Below are 19,157 nucleotides of genomic sequence, written 5' to 3'. Positions count from 1 at the left end.
CTCTTTTGGCTTTCCGGATTCCCGTAGACACCTATGTTTTTGCTCCGCGAAGTTCGACCAAGTGACCTTGATGACCTCGAAGTCCTTGCGTCGCGTTTGAATACTCTCAATCTTCCTGCAGACCGAGACGTCCTTAAGCGACTCATTGAGTATAGCCGCGCAAGCTTCGGCGGCAAGTACGAGCCGGACGATGCCGAGTATATTTTTGTGCTCCGAGATATCGAACAAGACCGTGTCGTGGGAACCTGCATGATTATCGCGAAGCACGGCACCTTTGAGCGCCCTGCCGTGTATTTCCACGTGCGTGAGGTCCAGAAGTACTCGAGCTCCATCGATAAGCATTTTCGTCATCAGACCGTGCAGCTCGGTTTCGACTTCCACGGTCCGACTGAAATCGGTGGCTTGATTCTCCATCCCGACTACCGCGGCCATAAGCTGAAACTCGGAAAAATGCTGGCCTACGTGCGCTTTCTATATATCGGCATGCACCCCGAGCGCTTCCAAGACGAGATTGTCGCGGAGCTTTTGCCCGAGCTGAACGCGGATGGAACAAGCGATCTCTGGCACCATCTCGGCTACAACTTCACCGGTCTCGACTATATGACGGCCGATAAAATGAGCCGCGAGAATATCGAGTTCATCCGCTCGCTCTTCCCGTTTGAGCCCATGTACACAGCGCTTCTGCCAGATCACGTGGCCGAGAAAATCGGCAAAGTAGGTACGCCTACAAAACCTGTGGAGAAAATGCTCCGAGGTATCGGGTTTGAATACGATCAAAGCATCGATCCATTCGATGGTGGTCCGACGTTTCGGTGCCGAACACGCTCTTGCGAGGCTGTAAAACGCACAGTGTGGCAGAAGTTCGCAGGGACCTTGGATGCCGACGATCCAGGCGATGGCACGGCGATGATTGGCTTTGAGTACGACTCTCACCTTGTGCGTTTCCGCGCTACTGTGGGCGCCTACCGACTGGGAGAGGACGGTGTGCGTTTCTACTCCAACGGGCTCGACAAGCTCAGGTGTAAGCCAGGCGATCGCATCGGCTTCTTGCCGCTCAATGATCTCTAGTTTGGGTGGCCGAAATTATTTCCGCGTCTCATTCGCAATAGAAGAGCCATAAAATACAGGTGCTTAGGGGATGCTTTTCGCCTTGGGCTATCGATTGGTGAAAAAAAATCGAATTTTCTAATTGAAATTGAGAATGATTTTCAATATCACCATTCTCATGAAGCGAGTGAACCCGATTCTGGTGGGAGTGATTCTTGTGTTGATGAGCGCGCAAACAAGTGCGCAGGAAGAACTATCAACCGCCGACGAAATCACCGTGGTTACAACCGCCTCCAGAAGTGCGCGCTCTCTCCAAGATGAGACGACGTCGGTAGAAATCATCGATCGTGCGACTATAGACGCCACCGGCGGAAACACCGTCGCGGATCTCCTAGTCACCGAAGCCGGCCTTGAACTCGAAAGAAGTCTCGGTAGGTCCGGTGTCCTCATGCAGGGGCTCGACCCTGAGTACGCACTTATCCTGATCGATGGACGCCGCGCCATCGGACGCGTCAACGGTACCATCGACCTCAATGCGATCAGGCTTGAGAACGTTGAGCGCATTGAGATCGTCAAAGGTCCTCAGTCCGCCCTCTACGGGGCTGACGCACTGGCTGGCGTGATCAACATCATCACCAAATCACCCAAGAGTACCGAACTCAGTGCGCAGGCCACCGGAGGCTCACGTGCGCGGCTTGACCTCGGAGCGCAAGGGGCCGTCAATCAAGACTGGTTTAGCTCTCGTGTTAGCGCCGACTTCGGCCAGTCAAACGGAGATCGTTGGATCCCGGAGTTGATGATCGCCAAGGCGGCTCAGCGCACCGAGTTCAAAGGTACAAACCAGGACTGGATGATCCATTCGAGCTACCAGGTTCGCGACTCGAAACGCGTCGACACCCTCGAGACCGGAGCAATCCTCGACCGCACCAACCGTACCGAAGACGTCGCGGCGGGGCTCGCCCCGAGCTTTAAGCTAACTCAGGATATCACGCTCAACGCTGGTGCGGACTACAGCTACATGCGCGACCAATTCGCGAACGACCAGCGAAGCTCCGACGCCCTCGACCAGGTCGAAATCACCACCGAGAACCTCGCCGAAGCACGCGCAAACCTGGATATCTTCCTCGGTGCCCATAGGCTCGTGGTGGGCATGGACTTTATGCATCAGACCCTTTCAAGCCCAAGGCTTGATTCGGATGGGTCGCGCCAGCGAGTGGCGGTTTTTGCTCAAGATGAGTGGTACGTGAGCACCGAGCCCCTCGTATCCATCATGCCGGGCGTACGCGCCGAGTTTGACTCGCAATACGGCCCGCAAGTGACGCCTAAGATCGCTGCGCGTTGGGACATTTTTGAGGAACTCGTAGCGCGCACGAGTGTGGGTATGGGGTATCGAGCACCGGACTTCCGGGAGCTACTCTTGCTCTTTGATAATCGCGCCGTGGGCTACGTAATCCGTGGAAATCCAGACCTCGAGCCGGAGTCCTCTTGGGGAGCCAATGCCGGGCTTGAATGGGCGCCTAACCGGACATTCAGCATAAGCACCTCGTTCTACAGGAATGAGATCACCAATATGATTGGCTTTGAGACCACCTCAGAGATGCCGCTCGAGTTCTCGTACATCAATATCGCCGAGGCGTGGAGCATGGGGCTTGAGACTCGGCTGAACCTTAGGCAGAGCGACTGGCGCGCGTGGGTTACCATGGTCTTTGAAGACACCGAGGACCGCGCGCTCGGTCTTCCACTCGAGGGTCGCTCTCTTTTTCGTGGCTCGGCCGGGGCACAAGTTGACCTGACCTCGAGCACCCGACTCGACGTGCGCGGCCGAGTGACCGGTAGGCGCGCATTCTACGTCGCTCAAGAAGATGGGAGCACAACTTTAGATCTCGACGACCCGTGGGTCTTCGGTGCCTTGAGGATAGACCAGGAACTCTGGGCGGGCTTTTCCCTGAACGCTGGCGTCAACAACGTGTTTGATGCCGGCTCCGCGGACCGACTGCCCATCGAGCCAAGGTCGTTTTACGCAGGAGTTGAAGGACAATGGTAAGAATACTCATCATATTGGTCGCCGCATTTAGCGTGGCGTGCGCCCCTGAACTTGAGACCGAAGGCGGGACTTCAGCAGCCGTGGAACTCCAGAGTGGAGAGGCGATTGTTGACGCCACATCTGAAGACGATTGGGTCGGTTTTGACCTTGATTCCGGTGAGCAAAGCGAGGACGGTTGGGATATCGGATTTCAACGTTTTCGCGTCAGACTTAACCCCGATACCTCGGTGGAGGCAGGTATCTATCCGGGCGAAGATTTTGATCCCGAATTCTTTATGTGGCTGGTTGATGATTACTCCGATCCTGAAGACCCTTTTTATGTTTTCCAGGACGAAAATGAAGGCTGGTTTGACTACAACTTGATGGGTCATATCGTGACCCCAAAAGAGAGAGATTACGTAGTCAATTCAGACGAAGGGAGAGTCTTCAAAATCCGCATTTTATCTTATTACGATGAGGCAGGAACCTCTGCCATCATCCAGTTTTCATTCGAAGAAATCGAAACGACCTGAAGGAAGAACCCATGAGTAAGAAGTACATTTTAGTTTTAATTTTATCTGCTATGTGGATCGGCTGTGGAGACGAAGGTGATAGCGGCGAAAACAACACCGCTGGAAACAATACCACCGGTAATAACACTACCGGCAACAACACCAATGTTGGGACCAACGATAACAACACCAACTCTGGCACGACGGGTGATAACAACACCAACAATACCAACAACAACGAGACAGTTGTCACGGTGAACAATGTCAACAATCCGCCCGTGATCGATGTGCCGTGTTTTGACGAACTCAAAGAAGGCTGGCCGCTCAACGAGGGCGTCAACGCCGGCGCGGTGTCCATCACTGAAGCAGAGGGTGTCTTCAGTGGAACGATTGACGCCGCATCCGGTGGATCGATGGCCGCAGCCTCATCATCCTTCCTTTACGTGGACTTGGACACGGGTGCCAAGGTGGAAGTGGATGACTTCGGTGCCTATGAGAACACCGAGTGGGACCTTGCATTCAAACGCGTACTGATCCGCACCAACAGCTCAAGCTCGGGGATCGGCGCGGTGGAGCTCGGCAAAGTGGCAGACACAACCTTTGAGGAGGCGTCGCTCGCAAGCGTCACCACCTGGGCCACCGACGACACCATGGATGCCTCTTGCATCCCGGACACAGACCCAATCAACAACCTGATCACCGCATTCAACCTGCTCAACCTGGATAATCCAAGTGGAAGTGAGAGCTGGTACAGCTATGAGATGGGCATCTCCACTCAACCCGATGTTTACTTCGTCAAAAATGCCGAAGGTACCAAGACCTTCAAGTTTGCGATCGATGGTTGGGCGAGCGGCGTCTACACCGTGAAGTGGGAAGAGGTCGCCCAATGAGAACCTGGCCTCTACTTCTGATCATGGGGTTGAGCTTGAGCTTGAGCGCGTGCAAGGACGAGAAGCCTCAGGCCGAATCCACACCGGCGGCCGCTCTTCCTGAAGAGGCAGAGCAAGCCCCGGCGGAGCAGGCTCCAAGGCTCGTCACCTTAACCCCAGCCGTGACCGAGACAGTCTTCGCATTGGGGCTCGGTGAACAGGTGGTGGCGGCGGATGCGTCGAGCACCTATCCGGCCGATGCCGAAAAGGTCGCGACATTGCCCTATTTCAGGCAGCTCGCCGTGGAGCCTTTGCTTGCGCTCAAGCCGGATCAAATCGTGACGGGCCCAGGTGCTGGACCGCCACCGGCTCTGGACCAGCTCAGGGCTACGGGCGTTGAGTTCTTGACCTTCGAAGACGCGACATCTCTAGAGAGCGCCAAAGAGAGAGTGACGAAGATTGCCGCCAGCTTAGGTGCCGATCCGAAGCCGCTTTTGGCCAAGATGGATGCCGATATCGAGAAGGCAAAGGCCGCTCCAGAAGTAGAGGCCAAGGTTCTGCACATCTACGCGCGGGGTCAGAAGATCATCATGGCCGGCGGTCCCGATACGGCTGCCGGAGACTTGATCGCGCTGACCGGCGCTGAAGTTGTGCCCAAAGATTTTGAGGGGTTTAAGCCCCTGACCGCCGAAGCTGTGATCGCTGCTGCGCCCGACGTTATCGTCATGGGTGAGAGTGGCGTCCAGAGTATGGGCGGCGAGGACAGTGTGTTTGAGATTCCGGGCGTGGCTCAGACGCCAGCGGGTAAGGCCAAGCGCCTCGTGCTGGTCAATGACCAGCTTATGGTCTTCGGGCCCCGTTCGGGTCAGGCCGTGTTCGAACTCAAGACCAAAATCGCCGAGGCGCTCAAAAAATGATGACCATGCGCCGACACATGTGGTGGTCGTTGGGTCTAGTCTTGCTAGGCCTGATCGGACTCGTTTCCATGAGTGTGGGTGCCATGGGGTCAAGTCTTAGCGCGGCGTTGGTCGCACTCATGGACCCAGAAAATTCTTTACACCCTGTTCTGATGCACGTGCGTTTGCCGAGAATTCTCGGTGGCCTCGTCATCGGTGCTGGACTCGGAGTAGCAGGCGCTGCCATGCAGGCTATTTTCCGAAACTCACTCGCCGATCCTGGGCTTGTGGGGGTCTCAAGCGGTGCCGCGCTCGGGGCGGTGCTTGCCATAATTGTGTTGCCGGGTCTGCTCCACCCGGCAACACTCTCGACCCTCGCGGCTTTTGGTGGGCTGCTCGCGACGTGGGCGGTTTGGGGGGCCGCCCACGTTCGTGGGGCGAGTGATTCAGCTACTTTGGTTCTGGCAGGCGTGGCGATCAATGCGTTTGCCGGCGCTGCTATAGGATTACTTACCTTCGTCTCGAACGAAGCTCAATTGAGAAACCTCACGGTCTGGATGCTGGGATCGTTGGCTGGCCTGACCTGGGCCCAGCTTGCGCTATTGATTCCCGTGACGCTGGTCTGTGCCTTTGGAATCTGGTGGCACTCCCGGCTAATCGACGCATACGTGCTCGGCGATGAAGAGTCTGCCACGCTCGGTATCAACGTGCGCGACCTGAGAAGACGGGTCATCGCGCTAAGCGCAGTCTTGGTGGCCGTAGGCGTAAGCTTCACTGGAATCATCGGCTTTGTAGGCTTGGTGGTGCCGCACCTCGTGCGCATACTCTCCGGGCCGCGCCATTCCGGACTTCTAATCGGCTCGGCCATCATGGGGGCAGGGCTCCTGATGCTTTCTGACCTCTTTTCGCGCAGCGTAGCCGTGCCTATGGAGCTCCCAATCGGCGTCGTCACCTCGGCCATTGGTGCGCCGTTCTTCCTCTATCTTTTGCGTCGGCGACTTCACGGAGCATGGGCATGAGCGGGTTTTTGTCCGGTGTGTGCGTTTGCGTTGGGGATAAGAGTCTTGTGGAGTGTGTCAGTGCGACGCTTGAGCCCGGAATCACCGCTCTCGTTGGCCCAAGTGGTGCCGGTAAGTCCACGTTGCTCAAGGCGATTGGCGGCGTCATGGACTTCAAGGGCGATATCGTCCTCGGCCGGAGCCTAAGAGAGCTCTCGCCCCAAGAACAAGCGCTGCAAAGGGCTTGGGTCCCTCAATCTACACACCTTCCCTTTGCTTATACGGCGCTGGATGTGGTGGCCATGGGGCGTCTGCCACATGATGACGCCGAGCCTGGTGCGCGTCGCCTTGCAGCTGATATCTTGGCCTCACTAGATATGAATGGGCTCGCCAACCGGCTCTTCCCCACACTTTCTGGCGGCGAGAAGGCACGTGTGATGGTCGCGCGGGCGCTGGCGCAGCTGCACGGTGTGCGCGGAGGCTGGCTGCTCTTGGACGAGCCTACTTCAGCGCTCGATATCGCAAATTCTATGCTTCTTATGGATGTGGTGGCGAGGGCGACAAAGAGCCTCGACCTGCACACTCTTGTTGTACTTCACGACCTTAATCTGGCGGCGCAATACGCCGATTCTATATGGATGATGAGCCACGGGCGCCTCTTGCTCGAAGGCTCGCCAAATGACGTGCTGACGCCGGATGCCATCTACATGGGCTTCGGTGTGCACGCGCAGATTCTACGCGGGCCGGACCAAATTCCGGCAGTTTTCCCCATTCGAAATTTAGAGAGGAGTCACGATGTCGTTGCAAGCTAATTTTGAAGACTTGAAAAATCAACAACCCAGTATCCGCGCGCGTGATGCAGCCAATGAATTGGGTGTGAGCGAGGCTGAGATCGTAGAAGCTCAGATCGGGGAGAGCGCCACACGGCTCAGACCAGAGTGGAAAGAGATTCTATTTGCGTGCAGAGACCTTGGTGAAGTCATGGCCCTGACGCGAAATGAGGCTGTGGTGCTCGAGATAGACGGGCAGTTCATCGACTTGAGTTTTGACGGAATGATCGGCCTCGGCTTAGAGCCAGGGTTTGATCTTCGAATCTTCCTCTTTGCCTGGAAGTACGGGTTTGCGGTGGAGAAAGACTCGCCGCGTGGCCGTATGCGAAGCCTACAATTCTTTGATGCCGCAGGGGTGGCTGTCTTCAAGATCTGGTTGCGCTCGGCGAGCTCCGTAGAGGTCTACGACCTGATTGTGGAGAAGTTTGGCACCACTAACGAACCACCGATTGAGGTCAAAGAGCTCGACAAGCCTGCATCAAAGGGCCCAGATGACTTTGATCAACATGAATTCCAAAAGGCGTGGCGAGAGCTGAAGGACACGCATGATTTCTTCCCGATGCTTCGCACATTCAAGCTACCACGGCTTGCGGCGCTAAGATGCGGGCCCGAAGAGTACGTGGAGCAGGTTCCCGTGCGTACTCTGCAGGCCCTCTTGGACGAGCTTACGACTCGAGATCTGGAAATCATGTTCTTCGTGGGAAGCCGCGGAATGATCGAGATTTTCACAGGTCAGATTCACACGACTCGCCACTCAGATACCTGGTGGAATGTGCTCGATAAGGGCATGAACCTGCACATCAACCAAACCAAACTCAAAGAGGCCTGGGTCGTGCAAAAGCCAACCGTGGATGGTATCGTGACTTCGCTGGAAGTCTTTGACCACGATGAAAACCTGGTCCTTTCCGTCTTCGGTGCGCGAAAGCCCGGTAACCCCGAGCTTCAAGGCTGGCGAGACGTTCTGTCCTCACTTTGATAAGGCTGCTTTCATAGGTACCCGAACGCTAAGCCAAGCTTGACGTGAAAGGTCTCCTTGCGCGCGTGCCACTCAAAACCGATATCTATCCATTCGTAGACAAAGTGAACGGCACTTGCGCCTTCGAAGAAGAACTCGGAATTTCCGTCTCCATACGTCACGTCCTCGAATCCGAACGTAAGCTCCCACCAGAGCGCCATTTCATCGGATTTGCCGCCGATCAACACCAATCCAGCGTTCCAGCTTAAAAGGGTGATGTCGTCAAAAAAGATGAGGTCAAGTCCTGTATACTTGAGTCCGACGACGTCCCAGAGGCTGTAGCCGCTGATTCCAAATCCGATGCCACCATTCACACCATCGCTAAGAACCAACGTGAAGGGCACCAGCTCAGACGGGTCGTCTGAGTCATCTTCGATGGTTGTTGAAGTCTGAGTAGTTTCGGCGGAAGTTTCTTCAGGGACGTATTGCGTTTCTTGCCGATACTCCCTAACTGGCGCTTCGTATGTTTGTTCTGCGCTGGGTGTTGGTTCAGGCTCGGGTTCAGGCGTAGGATTTAGACTTTGTTCACATTCCTTGTGGTTGTTCCGAACAAAGTCGATCATCGACTCTGAATCCCAATCCTTCTCGGCGTCGGTGAATCGATCAAAGTGCGAGCGTATTGCCCCATCACGATGAACTGCTGCGACTCTCAAATTGGTTTCGCCACTGTCTCGTGATTGCGTTTCGATCCAGAAAAGAAGATCGAGCTCCAATGCGTCCAAGATTTCTTCGCGACTATCGGCTTCGTCATCGAGTTTTGCCATCGTGAGGTCTTTAGCCATGAAGTCTTTGGCCGCCTCAATTTGTTTCTGAGGCGTAAACCCGAGGGATGTCGCCACGGCGTCCAAATCCAGTGTCAAGGCGCCTATCTCTACGTCTGGAGCAAGGTAGCCAGTGCGGCATGTGTCTTGAGCTTGGGCGCTCGGCATCAGAACCATGAGTGCCAATGCCGAGCAGACAAATCGAAACGTTTTCATTCGGCAGCCTCCTGCCTTCGGCGTCGCGAAACGAGTAGGGTGCATCCAATTAGCAGCCCCAATACCAATCCTTCAGATTCGTTCGATTCGATGGCTTGGCACCCACCGAGGGCGGCGGAGTCGTCGCCACCTTCATAACAGTAGTTTGCCGCTTCCTCGGCGCAAAGCTCCAGTCCGTTTGAGCTGCACGCATCGCAGTAGAACGATTTCCCATCGACAATATAGCGTCCTGTGCACGGGTCGTCCTCTGAGAGGCAATACTCCATCGTGCATTGGCCCGAGCCTTGCCATGAACAATATTCGTCTCCGCTGCTGTATGTTCCTCCATTGTCGTAGTCGTCGTTGGCATCGTAGTTATCGGTGTCATCGTAGTTGTCGTAGTCGTCGTAACCCGGTGAAACGCACTCGCCAGTGGACCGGCATTCTGTCCCTCCGGGACAGTAGTACTCAGGTAGCCCGACAGACGCGCAACATACACCATCGTTCGGCACACAGTGCTCTGAGCCGCACGGGTAGTAGCCCGAAGGACAACTCGCCCACGCCGGGGTCGTCCATAAACAGAACATGAACAATAGGGTAAATCCTAATGACTTCATCATTTCTCCTTGGTTATGAAAGTCCGGGTTCTCCGGAATGCTCATCATCAAGGAGAGTAAGGATTTGCGCGTACCCTGTTTGGGGTAGAAAGGGATTCGAGTACACGTGGGTTCTGGAGTGTGTGTACAGAAATCTGAGGAACTATGGGTTCGAGACCTTCAAACGTAGTTCTTCGAAGTCAAGTTCGGCGAGGCGCAAGGTTGTTTGGCCGACGGACGTAGAGCCGGGTCCACGAATCACAAGATCCCCAGCCTTTCTGCGAACCTCGTCTGTTGAGGCAACTAGTTCCGAGAGGGGCACGCGAAAGACCTGAGTCTTGCCGCTCTTTGCCTGAAGCACGTCTTTGCGGATCTCCAAGGTCACCGATGTCCAGGTGCGTACTTCGCGCCGCCCCATCTTCTGCACTCTCAGCAGCAACGAGCGTTTTGCAAGCGCCGGCAACGGAAGCCAGAAGACTAAGGTTGCAATAAAGACACCCATGGCGATAGCTGCTGGGTCAGCGGCGAGCGCTACAACAACCCCCAAGACCACAAAGAGAATCTTCCATTGCTGAGCATGGGAGCGGCCTTTGCGGGAATCCTTGACCGAGGGTAGGAACCCAACGGCCGCGGTCAGCGCCGGCCGAAGCTTCGCCACCAGGCTTTCTTCGGTCTTCACCTCAAGGAGTTCCGCCGACTCCAGTGTTTTAAATGCGTTCTGACCCATGCGTTCACTCGGTCTAAGATCACAACATGATCGAACACCTGACTCGATCTGGCAAGCGCTCGAAATTGTGATACCGTCCCGCGGGCCAAGGTGGGCAAAACGAATGACGCAAAAACTCGAAGAAATATTGGGAGAACACGGGCTGCTGAGCAAAACGCTCACGCGCTACGAGTACCGCCCTCAGCAGCTTGAAATGGCCACGGCCGTGGCCAGGGCCTTCGAGCGCCGGCGCGCGGCCATCATCGAGGCGGCCACCGGTACCGGAAAGACGCTCGCGTACCTCATTCCATCAATCGGCTCGGGAAAACGCGTGGTGGTCTCCACCGGGACCAAAGCCCTCCAAGAACAACTCTACCAAAAAGACATCCCCTTCTTGTCCGAACACCTTCCCAAGAAGTTCAAGGCCGCACTCCTCAAAGGGCGACGCAACTATCTCTGCATGTTGCGCTACAATCAGACCAAGACCTCGCCCACGTTTCGGAGCCGCGAAGACGCCAAATGGTGGCCGAAAATAGTCTCTTGGACAAAGTACACAAAGACCGGTGACCGCGCAGAAATTAAAGGCCTGCCGGACGACTTCCCCACATGGCAAGACCTCTCCGTCAGCAGTGAAGGCTGCCTTGGGCAGTCCTGCCCGCACTACGACGCGTGCTTTGTGACCATCGCGCGCCGCGAAGCCGCAGACGCGGACGTTATCGTGGTGAACCACCACCTCTTCTTTGCTGACCTTGCGCTGAGAGACTCGGGTTTTGGCGAGATTTTGCCGGAGTACGACGCTGTTGTGTTCGATGAGGCGCACCAGATTGAGTCCGTGGCCACGAGCTATTTCGGCATGCAGAGTTCGAACTGGCAGCTCCGCGAGCTTGTCAGGGATATTGAAAAGACCTTGGACGCCGAAGACGTCAATTCGGTCGATCTCACCGAATCCATCAACGTTTTGGACAAAGCCATCGCCGCATTTTTCTCCACGTTCATGTTTGGACTCTACGACGGTCGCTACAACCTCGACGAGATTTTGGACGGCCCGCAAAAGGCGATGATCGAGGCCGTCAAAGGCCAGCTTCTGGACGCGCTCGAACAGTTTGGGGCGCAGCTTAGAAGAACGGCTAAACTTGGCGAGATTGCGGCAAAACTCACCGGACGCTGCGCCGAACAACGTTCAAATCTAGCGGCAATCCTCGACCAGTCCGATGACCGCTACGTCTATTTCGTAGAGGTCCGGGACAACGGCTGTTACCTCCAGGCCTCGCCGATTGATCTGGCACACCTGCTGCGCAAGAAGCTGCTCGAGACCCATGATCGAGTGGTATTTACCTCCGCCACCTTGACCACTGGCGAGTCCTTTGATTATTTCCAACGCCGAATCGGGATGCGCGGGGTACCCGGAAAGGGCGGGATCCTGCCTGATATTCCCTGCGACGAAGTCCAACTTCCACCCGTCTTTGATTACCAACAAAACGCCTTGGTCTATATCCCAAGGCGCCTTCCAGAACCCCACGAACCATCCTGGCTTGCGGGGGTGATTACGATCACAGATTATCTTTTAAATTTAAGTCAAGGTCGCGCATTTGTGCTCTTTACGAGTTACGCAAACATGAATGCAGTTTACGAAAAAATAGCACCAGGGCTTCCTTTCAAGACTTTGAAGCAGGGCGATGCTCCAAAGTCAGAGATTCTGGAAGAGTTCAGAAATGACAAGGACTCTGTTCTTTTCGCCACAAGTTCGTTCTGGGAGGGTGTGGACGTAGAAGGGGAGTCGTTGAGCTTGGTCATCATAGATAAACTTCCATTCGGGAATCCCTCTGATCCGCTCAACTCAGCGCGTCAAAAGTTTATTGAAGATCGCGGAGGATTTCCGTTCATGGAGTTCACCGTCCCGGCTGCTGCGCTGACCCTGAAACAGGGCTTTGGTCGCCTCATTCGCTCGTCTACCGACAAGGGTGTGGTAGCCATCTTGGACTCTAGGATCTGTTCCAAGAGATACGGCTCGTATTTCCTCAAAACCCTGCCGCCGGCACGGGTCGTCTACAACGCATCACAAGTCAAATCGTGGTGGGAAGAAACCATGATTGAATCCGAAGGCTAGCATTATGCAAATCGAACGAAGTAGCGGAATTTTGCTTCATCCCACATCCTTGCCGGGCCCATACGGGGTAGGGGAGCTCGGAGCCGAGGCCTACACGTTTGTGGACAAGCTAGCTCAGAGCCGCCAGTCATGGTGGCAGATCCTACCTCTTAACCCCACCGACGGTTCCGGCTCGCCGTACGCGTCGAGCTCCGCGTTTGCCATGAACACCGCGCTCATTCCTGCCGACGAAATGCACCAACTCGGATTGCTGACCGCAGAGGAATTGGCTGAATTAGAAGACTTTGCTGCGGGCTTCTCGGACGACACCTACGAAGTGTCCCAAGTCTTGCCGTATCGAATTGCTCTATTTGAAAGGGCGGCTGGCCGATTTGGCCAAGAACACGAGCTCTTCAAAGACTACGAAGCCTTCAAGGCCGAGCAATCCTGGCTTGACGATTTTGCGCTCTTCTCGGCGCTCAAAGACGAACACGGTGGGGGCTCGTGGACTCAATGGCCCGAGGCCCTTCGCAGGCGCGAGGGCAAAGCGCTGAGCCAGGCTAAGGACCGTCTACAGGCTGCCATCTTTGCCAAATCTGTGCTTCAGTTCTTGAGTGCTCGAGCGTGGCAGAACTTGCGTTCTTATGCGGCTCAAAAGGGTGTCAAACTCATTGGCGATATCCCTATCTTTGTGGCGTTTGATAGCGCGGATGTCTGGGCCAACCGCGAATACTTCCTTGTGGATGCTGATGGCCTGGCCAAAGACGTGGCTGGCGTTCCTCCGGACTACTTCAGCGCGACCGGACAGAAGTGGGGTAATCCACTCTACGACTGGGATGCGCTGGCAAAGGACGGATACTCGTGGTGGATGGCACGCATTGCACAGGCGCTTGCAGCGTTTGATGTGGTGCGCATCGACCACTTCAGAGGGTTTGAGAGTTTTTGGGCCACGCCCGCTGAGGCACCCACTGCAGAAACTGGCGAGTGGAGAAAGGGGCCCGGTTCAGCGTTCTTTGATGCGGTTGAGTCACACTTTGGCGACGTGCCGTTCATCGCTGAAGACCTCGGTATCATTACCGAAGAAGTCGAGGCCCTGCGCGATAACCATCACCTGCCAGGCATGAAGATTCTTCAGTTTGCCTTTGATCACAATCCGGACCACCCTTTCCTTCCCCACACCTATCCCGAGCATTGTGTGGCCTACACAGGCACTCACGACAACGACACCACCATGGGCTGGTATTGGGGCGAGGGGGAAGATACTCGGCATCAGGTGCGTTCTTATCTCTCGCACCCGGATGACGGGATTATGAAAGCGATGATGGAGAGTTTGAGTGCGTCAAAGGCGAGCCTCGTGGTCTTTCCGCTCCAAGACATTTTTGAATTGGGTACGGATGCTCGCATGAACACGCCAGGCACCAGCGAAGACAACTGGGGTTGGCGCGTGACGACGGATGTCTTGGAGCAAAAGGACGCCTGGGACGCGCTCAAGGAACTGACTGAAAAGCATGGCAGATAAAAAAGTTTGGGTAATCCTTGGTGGGGTTCTGGCGGTCCTCGCGATTGGTTTCGGCGCGTATTTTTGGGGCGCGTCCGAAGACGAAAAGCCGGTGGCCGAAGAAGTTCAGGTCGCGCCGGCTGTGCAAGGTATGGTGAAGACCCCGTTTGGTGAGGCGGTGGTTGGGGCAAAGATACTCGTCGGTGGAGAGGAGAAAGCCGTCACGGATGACACTGGTGGGTTCTCGTTGAGTTTTGAGGGTTCGGAACGCGATGAGAAGTCCCAAGTTCTAGTTTTGAATGTTGAACATCCGGCATTTATCGTGCCGGGGCCAGGTGGGCTGGGGGCGTTGACGCTCACCCATACTGGCGAGCCGGTTTCCGATCTAGAGTTGGTGGTTCGCCAACCCGCGAAGCTCAAGGGGCGCGTGGTTGCAGGCTCCAAAGCTGTCCGAGCAACGGTGGGATTGACCTACACGTCTGCCAATGGTCTTGCCGGCCAAATTGGGCCATTTGCCTATGCCGATATGACGCAAACGGATGAATTGGGGCGTTTTGAGCTGACGAGAATCGCGCCCGGTCGCCTGCGGGTTTCCGTAAGCGCCGACGGGTATTCCTATACTGAAAGCCGCGAACTGGAGCTCGACGACGGCCAAAGTCTGGACGACCTCCTCATTGACTTGAGCCCCGGTGGTGCGCTCGCCGGGGACGTGCTGGACACTGATGGCCGCCCTGTCTCAGGAGCAACGCTCGTGGCGAGCGGCGGAGGCCTAGACAGGCCCAGGCGCTTCTTGTCAGGCCCAGACGGTGCGTTTCGTGCCGAAGCCTTGCCGCGCGGAAACCTTCAGATCCGAGCCAGTGCGCCTGGTTTTGCCTCCCAAAATCTGGATGTTGAGATTGGGGAAGGCCTTCAAAATCTGGATGTTGTGCTTGAGCGCGCGTCCGGCTACTTAGGCGTAGTGCTTGACCACCTCGGTAAGCCAACGAGTCCGGTCTGGATCTACGGGCTTGAGAAGGTGGCGACCAACCAGCAAACCGGCCGGTTTGAGCTTCCACTGAACGCTGACTCGGCCAATCCTGAATTCACGTTTATCAGCCCCTTCCACCCGCCTCTACGAACCTCGGTGTCTCCCGGCGAGGAGACGACAGTACAATTTGAGGACGGTGGCTACATCGAGGGGCGAGTGGTGGATGAGCGCGGGCGTGGAATCGCCGCGTATATGGTTGGGATTACCGGCCATCAAGTGGAACAGCCCGCGCCCTATGCGGCCACCGTCTTTCCCACAAACCCAGTTAATCACTCGGATGGTGTTTTCCGGTACGGACCGTTGCGTACCGGAAAGTACACCGTGGGAGCTATGGTTCAGGGGGTTGGACGTGGAGAATCGAAGCTGATCGAGGTGCAAGCTGGCCGCACCGTGGGAGGCGTGGAAATCGAAATCGCGACCGGAGGTGAAATCCGCGGCACGGTACATACCGCCGATGGAAAGCCACTGGCTAAGGCGAGGATTGACCTTTTTGAGCCCACCTCACAGTTCCGCGTACAGCCTGTCTTCACTAACGCGTCGGGCGAGTTTGTGCTCAAAGGTGTACCCGCAGGTCGCCGCTCAGTGCGTGCCTCACTTCAAGGGTACACTGCCGCGCTCGCCGCGGGCCTCATGGTGAGCGGTGATGCGCCGGTCAACACCAAGATTGTGTTGGAGCCCCACGAACCGGGCGCCCAACTGCAGTTTGCTGGAATCGGCGCCATGCTCCAAAACACCGATGACGGTGTGGTAGTCCAAGGCCTTATGGATGGACACCCAGCTGCCCTTTCCGGACTAAAACCCGGCGACAGAATCCTGAGTGTAGACGGTGAGTCCGCGCAGGACCTTCGCCTTGACTCGGTGGTGGAGCTGATCCGAGGTCAGGAAGGTGTGCCCGTCACCATTGAAGTCATGCGGGACTCAGGCCTCCAACGGGTTGAGATCAATCGCGGCAAGGTCTCAGTGAAGCGTGAGGTCAGAAGAAGGCCTGCAAGACCCTGATTTTGGTGATCAGGGGAGGGTTCTCTTCGGAGCCTTCTCGTAGCTCGTCAAGGAAGCCGGGGGCTAGCTCGAACGTGGTTCCTTTTTCGCGCACGATGCCGCTGACCATTAGCACGCCTAGGAGTTCGGTGTCCCCGCCGCGCTCAGTCAGGTGTTCAGGGGCATGGCTCAAAGACTTGGGGATACCCTTGGTTGGAGATAGTTTCGCCTCGCGTGCAAAATGTTCCACGACGTCAATCAGGCCACCGAGTTCGCGGTCGAAATGCCAGACCTTCAAGCCGTACATGTCCAGTGTCATTCTGAAGGCCGCCTGCGCGGCTCCACGCTCTTTTGGCACCAAGAGGCTGGTCAGTAAGGTCACGTAGGGCACGCAAGCCACCAGAAGCCTTCTCAGGTCCCTTCCGCCACGCTCCGCCGCCTCCATGGTGGATGTGGTCACCGGAACCGGTCCGAACCACGTGGAGTTCTTGTCCTGGCTCTCCCACGAGGCGCGACCCCAGGATTGTGGCGAGAGGCCGTGACCCTCGTTCAAAACAAAATGATGGACTTGTTTGGGAAAGCCGATGCGGATTTCGCGGTCTGTTGCGAACTGGCGTGCGGCCATCGAAGTCAAGAACGTCCTCCCCGGAAAGTCCAGGACCAGACTTCGATACTCCTTTCTCACCTCGCCCGTGGACCAGTCGATACGGCTCGGCTGGTAGGCTACTTCGAGCATATGCGCGGTGGCCGATGCGCGGCGCTCTATGGTGCTCTCGGCGAGCTTGGTCATCGCTCGGATGGCCTGCTCACAGGCTTCGCGAGTGGTGATTTGCTCCACGCCAAACGCGTCCGCTGAATCCCTCTTGATGGACTGAACCATCTGGATCAGCGGCTTTGAGAACATCGCCTTTGAGAAAAGCCTTGGCCTCGCCGGCACGCTATCCGCAAAGGCTTGCCCCGTCTGAGTCACACACCATTCGCGCCCGTCACCTGTGCGCCTCGGGTCTTGCGAGCACTCCTCTACAAACCCCAGCCATCGCCCAAAATCCGCGTAGAACTGAACGGTCCTCTCATCGATTTCAAGCTTCTCCACAAGCTCGGAGAGCGTTGCGTGTTCGCTCAGATCTTCCATCAACCGAATGAATAACCCCAGGTTGTTGGCCTGAGGAACATTGGTGACGGAGGTCGTCAGATCTAGCTGAATCGGTTCGTCCATGCGGCTATGATACCCGAAACCTGCACAAATACGCCAATTTTGTGTGATTGGACCCCTCATAGTCAGTCGAAGCGTTTCCGAATGATAGTTTCTTTGGAAACGGATTCTCCGTTGCAATACTCGCCCCGATCTGTTCCCATAGTGGCTGAGAAACCAAAAACTAGGGAGTTGAGTATGAAGCCATGGACTATGTTATGCGCGGCCTTGCTAGCGTTCGGATGTTCGGATTCGTCTACAAGAACTGAAACACCTTGTAATGAGGGGGAGTGCGGGCCAAGTCTCGACCTGCTCTGGGTGATCGATAATTCGCAGTCGATGTGTCAGGAACAAAAGATCATCCGCGCTAACTTTCGTAGAATTATCGAGGGCTTGGATGCCAATCTCGACTTTCACATCGCCGTGACCACCACCCATATGGATTCATCGTACCCACTCGAGCCCGTCGCCTCGCCAGGTCTGCTTCAATCTACCCCACAGCCCGTGGTCGGCTTTGACCCAACCTGCTGGTACGCGATTGATGAACAAGGTGGGCTCTTAGATGGCGGTGATGACCGGCAGCTTGACCTTTCGCCAGTACGCGACGCCATTGCTGCCGCCGTGGCATGTATGGAGAACCCAAACCCAGACGCGTTCGACTTCACGGACGATGAGATCAAGTGTGCACTGCCAGGCGGGGTTACCGATTGTGCCATCCCAGGTGTGTGTGAAAGTGGTGAATGTAATGAGTTTTCAATTTTTCCAGATCCGTCCGAATACAGGTCCATTCCGAAGGTTCTTAGGGCTCAAGACTATCAAGGGGAATCTGGACTCGACTTCGAACGTCTCACCGCCGATTTTGCTTGCATGAGCATGGTGGGTACGCGTGGTGTCCGAATTGAAACGGGCTTAATCGCGGCCGTTGAGGCTGTTTCACCCGCAAACACTGGTGGACCCTTGAACGCGCCCGAGGGCACTACTTTGGATACGTCGGCACCGAATCACGGATTCATCAGGCATGGCGCCGAGTTTGCTGTGATCTTCGTGTCCGACGAGAACGACTGTTCGCACGAAGGGGCTCGAAATGTCACCGAAGTGAGTGACCCGAATCGCCCCCAACTCATCGTCAATGGCTGCGGTGATCAAGTATGCGCCTTCGCCGCCAAACCGGGTACGGAAGCCACTTCACCGTTGATTCCAGTCCAAACACTCAGCGATCAATTCGTGGCAAATCTGACGGCATCAAAGGCACGAAGCCTCGGGCCGGCGGACATCTTTGTGGCATCGTTTCACGGCGTTCATGGGCCCTACACCGGAGAAGTTCCGGAAAACTGTGGAGCAACAGACGAACCGCTAATCACGCCTACCTGTCTTACTCAACATGGATCCGCAAAATCCGGCGACCGATACGAGGCCTTTCTGCGCACCTTTCCAGTGGGCCAACACTATCCTCAAGCACCAGAAAACGATCCTTCGACCCCCTTGCGGGGTTTGATTTGCGACGCGGATTTCGGAGACCCATTCACCGAGATTGTCCAGCTAATCAGTGATTGATCATCACTCGCAGACGCCTTTCTCAGTCAACAACTCGTTGCATTCTTCGTCCTCGGTCCATTGGCCATTCGACGGTAGCTCGGTGCTGGGAAACTCTGCGCACCTCCCGTCAACGTGTCGCGCCAAGGTGGTGGTGTTTAGGGTACCTTGAGGGGGTTCGCATGAGATGAATGTTGGTTCTCTCTCATAGCATTGTTCTACCTCATCGTAGATATGCGCCACAAACGGCATGCAGGTGGTATGGCATTCTGCTTGTGTGAGCGAGAAGCAGTCAGCTTGCTCCGGATTCTTGCTGGATGAATCTTGGTTCGATGTCCCACAAGCTAAAAGCAAGGCAGATGCTGAAAGTTGAAAAATAAGTATGAAAGTTGGGC

Annotated in this window: 16 protein-coding genes; 12 read left to right on the top strand and 4 right to left on the bottom strand. The window is 55.8% G+C overall.

Annotation, left to right across the window (positions count from 1 at the left end; all coding sequences use genetic code 11):
* Window positions 1-33: 33 nt before the first annotated feature.
* The 8 genes from FRD01_RS10635 to FRD01_RS10600 all read left to right on the top strand — a co-directional run bounded on the left by FRD01_RS10635 (window position 34) and on the right by FRD01_RS10600 (window position 8,151).
* On the top strand, window positions 34-1,068 hold the full coding sequence (locus tag FRD01_RS10635; protein ID WP_146959430.1) for an arginine N-succinyltransferase: 1,035 nt from the start codon (window positions 34-36) through the stop codon (window positions 1,066-1,068).
* A 133-nt stretch (window positions 1,069-1,201) separates the two neighbouring features.
* Window positions 1,202-3,091, top strand: coding sequence for a TonB-dependent receptor plug domain-containing protein (locus FRD01_RS10630; protein WP_146959428.1), 1,890 nt, complete (start codon window positions 1,202-1,204; stop codon window positions 3,089-3,091).
* The gene (locus tag FRD01_RS10625; RefSeq protein ID WP_146959426.1) at window positions 3,085-3,603 is read left to right on the top strand and encodes an HmuY family protein; all 519 of its coding nucleotides are present in this window, start codon (window positions 3,085-3,087) and stop codon (window positions 3,601-3,603) included. The genes FRD01_RS10630 and FRD01_RS10625 overlap by 7 nt, the downstream gene beginning before the upstream one ends.
* A gap of 11 nt (window positions 3,604-3,614) precedes the next feature.
* Window positions 3,615-4,472, top strand: coding sequence for an HmuY family protein (locus FRD01_RS10620; protein WP_146959425.1), 858 nt, complete (start codon window positions 3,615-3,617; stop codon window positions 4,470-4,472).
* Entirely contained in the window at window positions 4,469-5,368 is a 900-nt protein-coding gene (locus FRD01_RS10615; protein WP_146959423.1) for a heme/hemin ABC transporter substrate-binding protein, read from the top strand. Before FRD01_RS10620 ends, FRD01_RS10615 begins: the two co-directional genes overlap by 4 nt.
* A complete protein-coding gene (locus FRD01_RS10610) occupies window positions 5,365-6,366 on the top strand; it encodes a FecCD family ABC transporter permease (RefSeq protein WP_146959422.1) in 1,002 nt (333 codons plus the stop codon). Before FRD01_RS10615 ends, FRD01_RS10610 begins: the two co-directional genes overlap by 4 nt.
* Window positions 6,363-7,157, top strand: a complete 795-nt coding sequence (locus tag FRD01_RS10605) for an ATP-binding cassette domain-containing protein (RefSeq protein WP_249756171.1) — start codon at window positions 6,363-6,365, stop codon at window positions 7,155-7,157. The genes FRD01_RS10610 and FRD01_RS10605 overlap by 4 nt, the downstream gene beginning before the upstream one ends.
* On the top strand, window positions 7,141-8,151 hold the full coding sequence (locus FRD01_RS10600; RefSeq protein WP_146959418.1) for a hemin-degrading factor: 1,011 nt from the start codon (window positions 7,141-7,143) through the stop codon (window positions 8,149-8,151). Before FRD01_RS10605 ends, FRD01_RS10600 begins: the two co-directional genes overlap by 17 nt.
* An 11-nt stretch (window positions 8,152-8,162) precedes the next feature.
* Here FRD01_RS10600 and FRD01_RS10595 read toward each other — a convergent pair whose 3' ends face one another.
* The 3 genes from FRD01_RS10595 to FRD01_RS10585 form a co-directional block, all read right to left on the bottom strand.
* Complete coding sequence (locus FRD01_RS10595) at window positions 8,163-9,167, bottom strand: hypothetical protein (RefSeq protein ID WP_146959416.1); 1,005 nt, start codon at window positions 9,165-9,167, stop codon at window positions 8,163-8,165.
* On the bottom strand, window positions 9,164-9,766 hold the full coding sequence (locus tag FRD01_RS10590) for a hypothetical protein (protein WP_146959415.1): 603 nt from the start codon (window positions 9,764-9,766) through the stop codon (window positions 9,164-9,166). Before FRD01_RS10590 ends, FRD01_RS10595 begins: the two co-directional genes overlap by 4 nt.
* 139 nt (window positions 9,767-9,905) lie before the next feature.
* Window positions 9,906-10,469: a hypothetical protein gene (locus FRD01_RS10585; protein WP_146959413.1), complete on the bottom strand. Its 564-nt coding sequence runs from the start codon at window positions 10,467-10,469 to the stop codon at window positions 9,906-9,908.
* 103 nt (window positions 10,470-10,572) lie between these two features.
* Between FRD01_RS10585 and yoaA the strand changes: the two genes are divergently transcribed.
* Genes yoaA through FRD01_RS10570 form a run of 3 tightly spaced genes read left to right on the top strand, consistent with a single transcriptional unit; the run spans window position 10,573 to window position 16,058 of the window.
* Window positions 10,573-12,555: a DNA repair helicase YoaA gene (gene yoaA / locus FRD01_RS10580; RefSeq protein ID WP_146959411.1), complete on the top strand. Its 1,983-nt coding sequence runs from the start codon at window positions 10,573-10,575 to the stop codon at window positions 12,553-12,555.
* A gap of 4 nt (window positions 12,556-12,559) precedes the next feature.
* Window positions 12,560-14,053, top strand: a complete 1,494-nt coding sequence (gene malQ, locus FRD01_RS10575) for a 4-alpha-glucanotransferase (RefSeq protein ID WP_146959409.1) — start codon at window positions 12,560-12,562, stop codon at window positions 14,051-14,053.
* Entirely contained in the window at window positions 14,043-16,058 is a 2,016-nt protein-coding gene (locus FRD01_RS10570; protein WP_146959407.1) for a carboxypeptidase regulatory-like domain-containing protein, read from the top strand. Before malQ ends, FRD01_RS10570 begins: the two co-directional genes overlap by 11 nt.
* Here the strand turns inward: FRD01_RS10570 and FRD01_RS10565 are convergent.
* Window positions 16,033-17,253 (bottom strand): hypothetical protein, encoded by a 1,221-nt coding sequence (locus tag FRD01_RS10565; RefSeq protein WP_146959405.1) that lies wholly within the window; start codon window positions 17,251-17,253, stop codon window positions 16,033-16,035. The two genes, FRD01_RS10570 and FRD01_RS10565, sit on opposite strands and share 26 nt — an antisense overlap.
* A gap of 174 nt (window positions 17,254-17,427) precedes the next feature.
* Here FRD01_RS10565 and FRD01_RS10560 point away from each other — a divergent pair, with 174 nt between their 5' ends.
* The gene (locus FRD01_RS10560; protein WP_146959403.1) at window positions 17,428-18,783 is read left to right on the top strand and encodes a hypothetical protein; all 1,356 of its coding nucleotides are present in this window, start codon (window positions 17,428-17,430) and stop codon (window positions 18,781-18,783) included.
* The last annotated feature ends 374 nt before the right edge of the window (window positions 18,784-19,157 follow it).

The sequence above is a fragment of the Microvenator marinus genome, assembly GCF_007993755.1.
Taxonomy (GTDB): domain Bacteria; phylum Myxococcota_A; class Bradymonadia; order Bradymonadales; family Bradymonadaceae; genus Allomicrovenator; species Allomicrovenator marinus.
This window is presented reverse-complemented; position numbering and strand designations above follow the sequence as displayed.

Excerpts from the sequence above, each read along its gene's own strand:
- FRD01_RS10635 (WP_146959430.1), top strand. The coding sequence starts at position 34 with ATGTTTTTGCTCCGCGAAGTTCGACCAAGTGACCTTGATGACCTCGAA.
- FRD01_RS10630 (WP_146959428.1), top strand. The coding sequence starts at position 1,202 with ATGATTTTCAATATCACCATTCTCATGAAGCGAGTGAACCCGATTCTG.
- FRD01_RS10625 (WP_146959426.1), top strand. The coding sequence starts at position 3,085 with ATGGTAAGAATACTCATCATATTGGTCGCCGCATTTAGCGTGGCGTGC.
- FRD01_RS10620 (WP_146959425.1), top strand. The coding sequence starts at position 3,615 with ATGAGTAAGAAGTACATTTTAGTTTTAATTTTATCTGCTATGTGGATC.
- FRD01_RS10615 (WP_146959423.1), top strand. The coding sequence starts at position 4,469 with ATGAGAACCTGGCCTCTACTTCTGATCATGGGGTTGAGCTTGAGCTTG.
- FRD01_RS10610 (WP_146959422.1), top strand. The coding sequence starts at position 5,365 with ATGATGACCATGCGCCGACACATGTGGTGGTCGTTGGGTCTAGTCTTG.
- FRD01_RS10605 (WP_249756171.1), top strand. The coding sequence starts at position 6,363 with ATGAGCGGGTTTTTGTCCGGTGTGTGCGTTTGCGTTGGGGATAAGAGT.
- FRD01_RS10600 (WP_146959418.1), top strand. The coding sequence starts at position 7,141 with ATGTCGTTGCAAGCTAATTTTGAAGACTTGAAAAATCAACAACCCAGT.
- FRD01_RS10595 (WP_146959416.1), bottom strand. The coding sequence starts at position 9,167 with ATGAAAACGTTTCGATTTGTCTGCTCGGCATTGGCACTCATGGTTCTG.
- FRD01_RS10590 (WP_146959415.1), bottom strand. The coding sequence starts at position 9,766 with ATGATGAAGTCATTAGGATTTACCCTATTGTTCATGTTCTGTTTATGG.
- FRD01_RS10585 (WP_146959413.1), bottom strand. The coding sequence starts at position 10,469 with ATGGGTCAGAACGCATTTAAAACACTGGAGTCGGCGGAACTCCTTGAG.
- yoaA (WP_146959411.1), top strand. The coding sequence starts at position 10,573 with ATGACGCAAAAACTCGAAGAAATATTGGGAGAACACGGGCTGCTGAGC.
- malQ (WP_146959409.1), top strand. The coding sequence starts at position 12,560 with ATGCAAATCGAACGAAGTAGCGGAATTTTGCTTCATCCCACATCCTTG.
- FRD01_RS10570 (WP_146959407.1), top strand. The coding sequence starts at position 14,043 with ATGGCAGATAAAAAAGTTTGGGTAATCCTTGGTGGGGTTCTGGCGGTC.
- FRD01_RS10565 (WP_146959405.1), bottom strand. The coding sequence starts at position 17,253 with ATGGACGAACCGATTCAGCTAGATCTGACGACCTCCGTCACCAATGTT.
- FRD01_RS10560 (WP_146959403.1), top strand. The coding sequence starts at position 17,428 with ATGAAGCCATGGACTATGTTATGCGCGGCCTTGCTAGCGTTCGGATGT.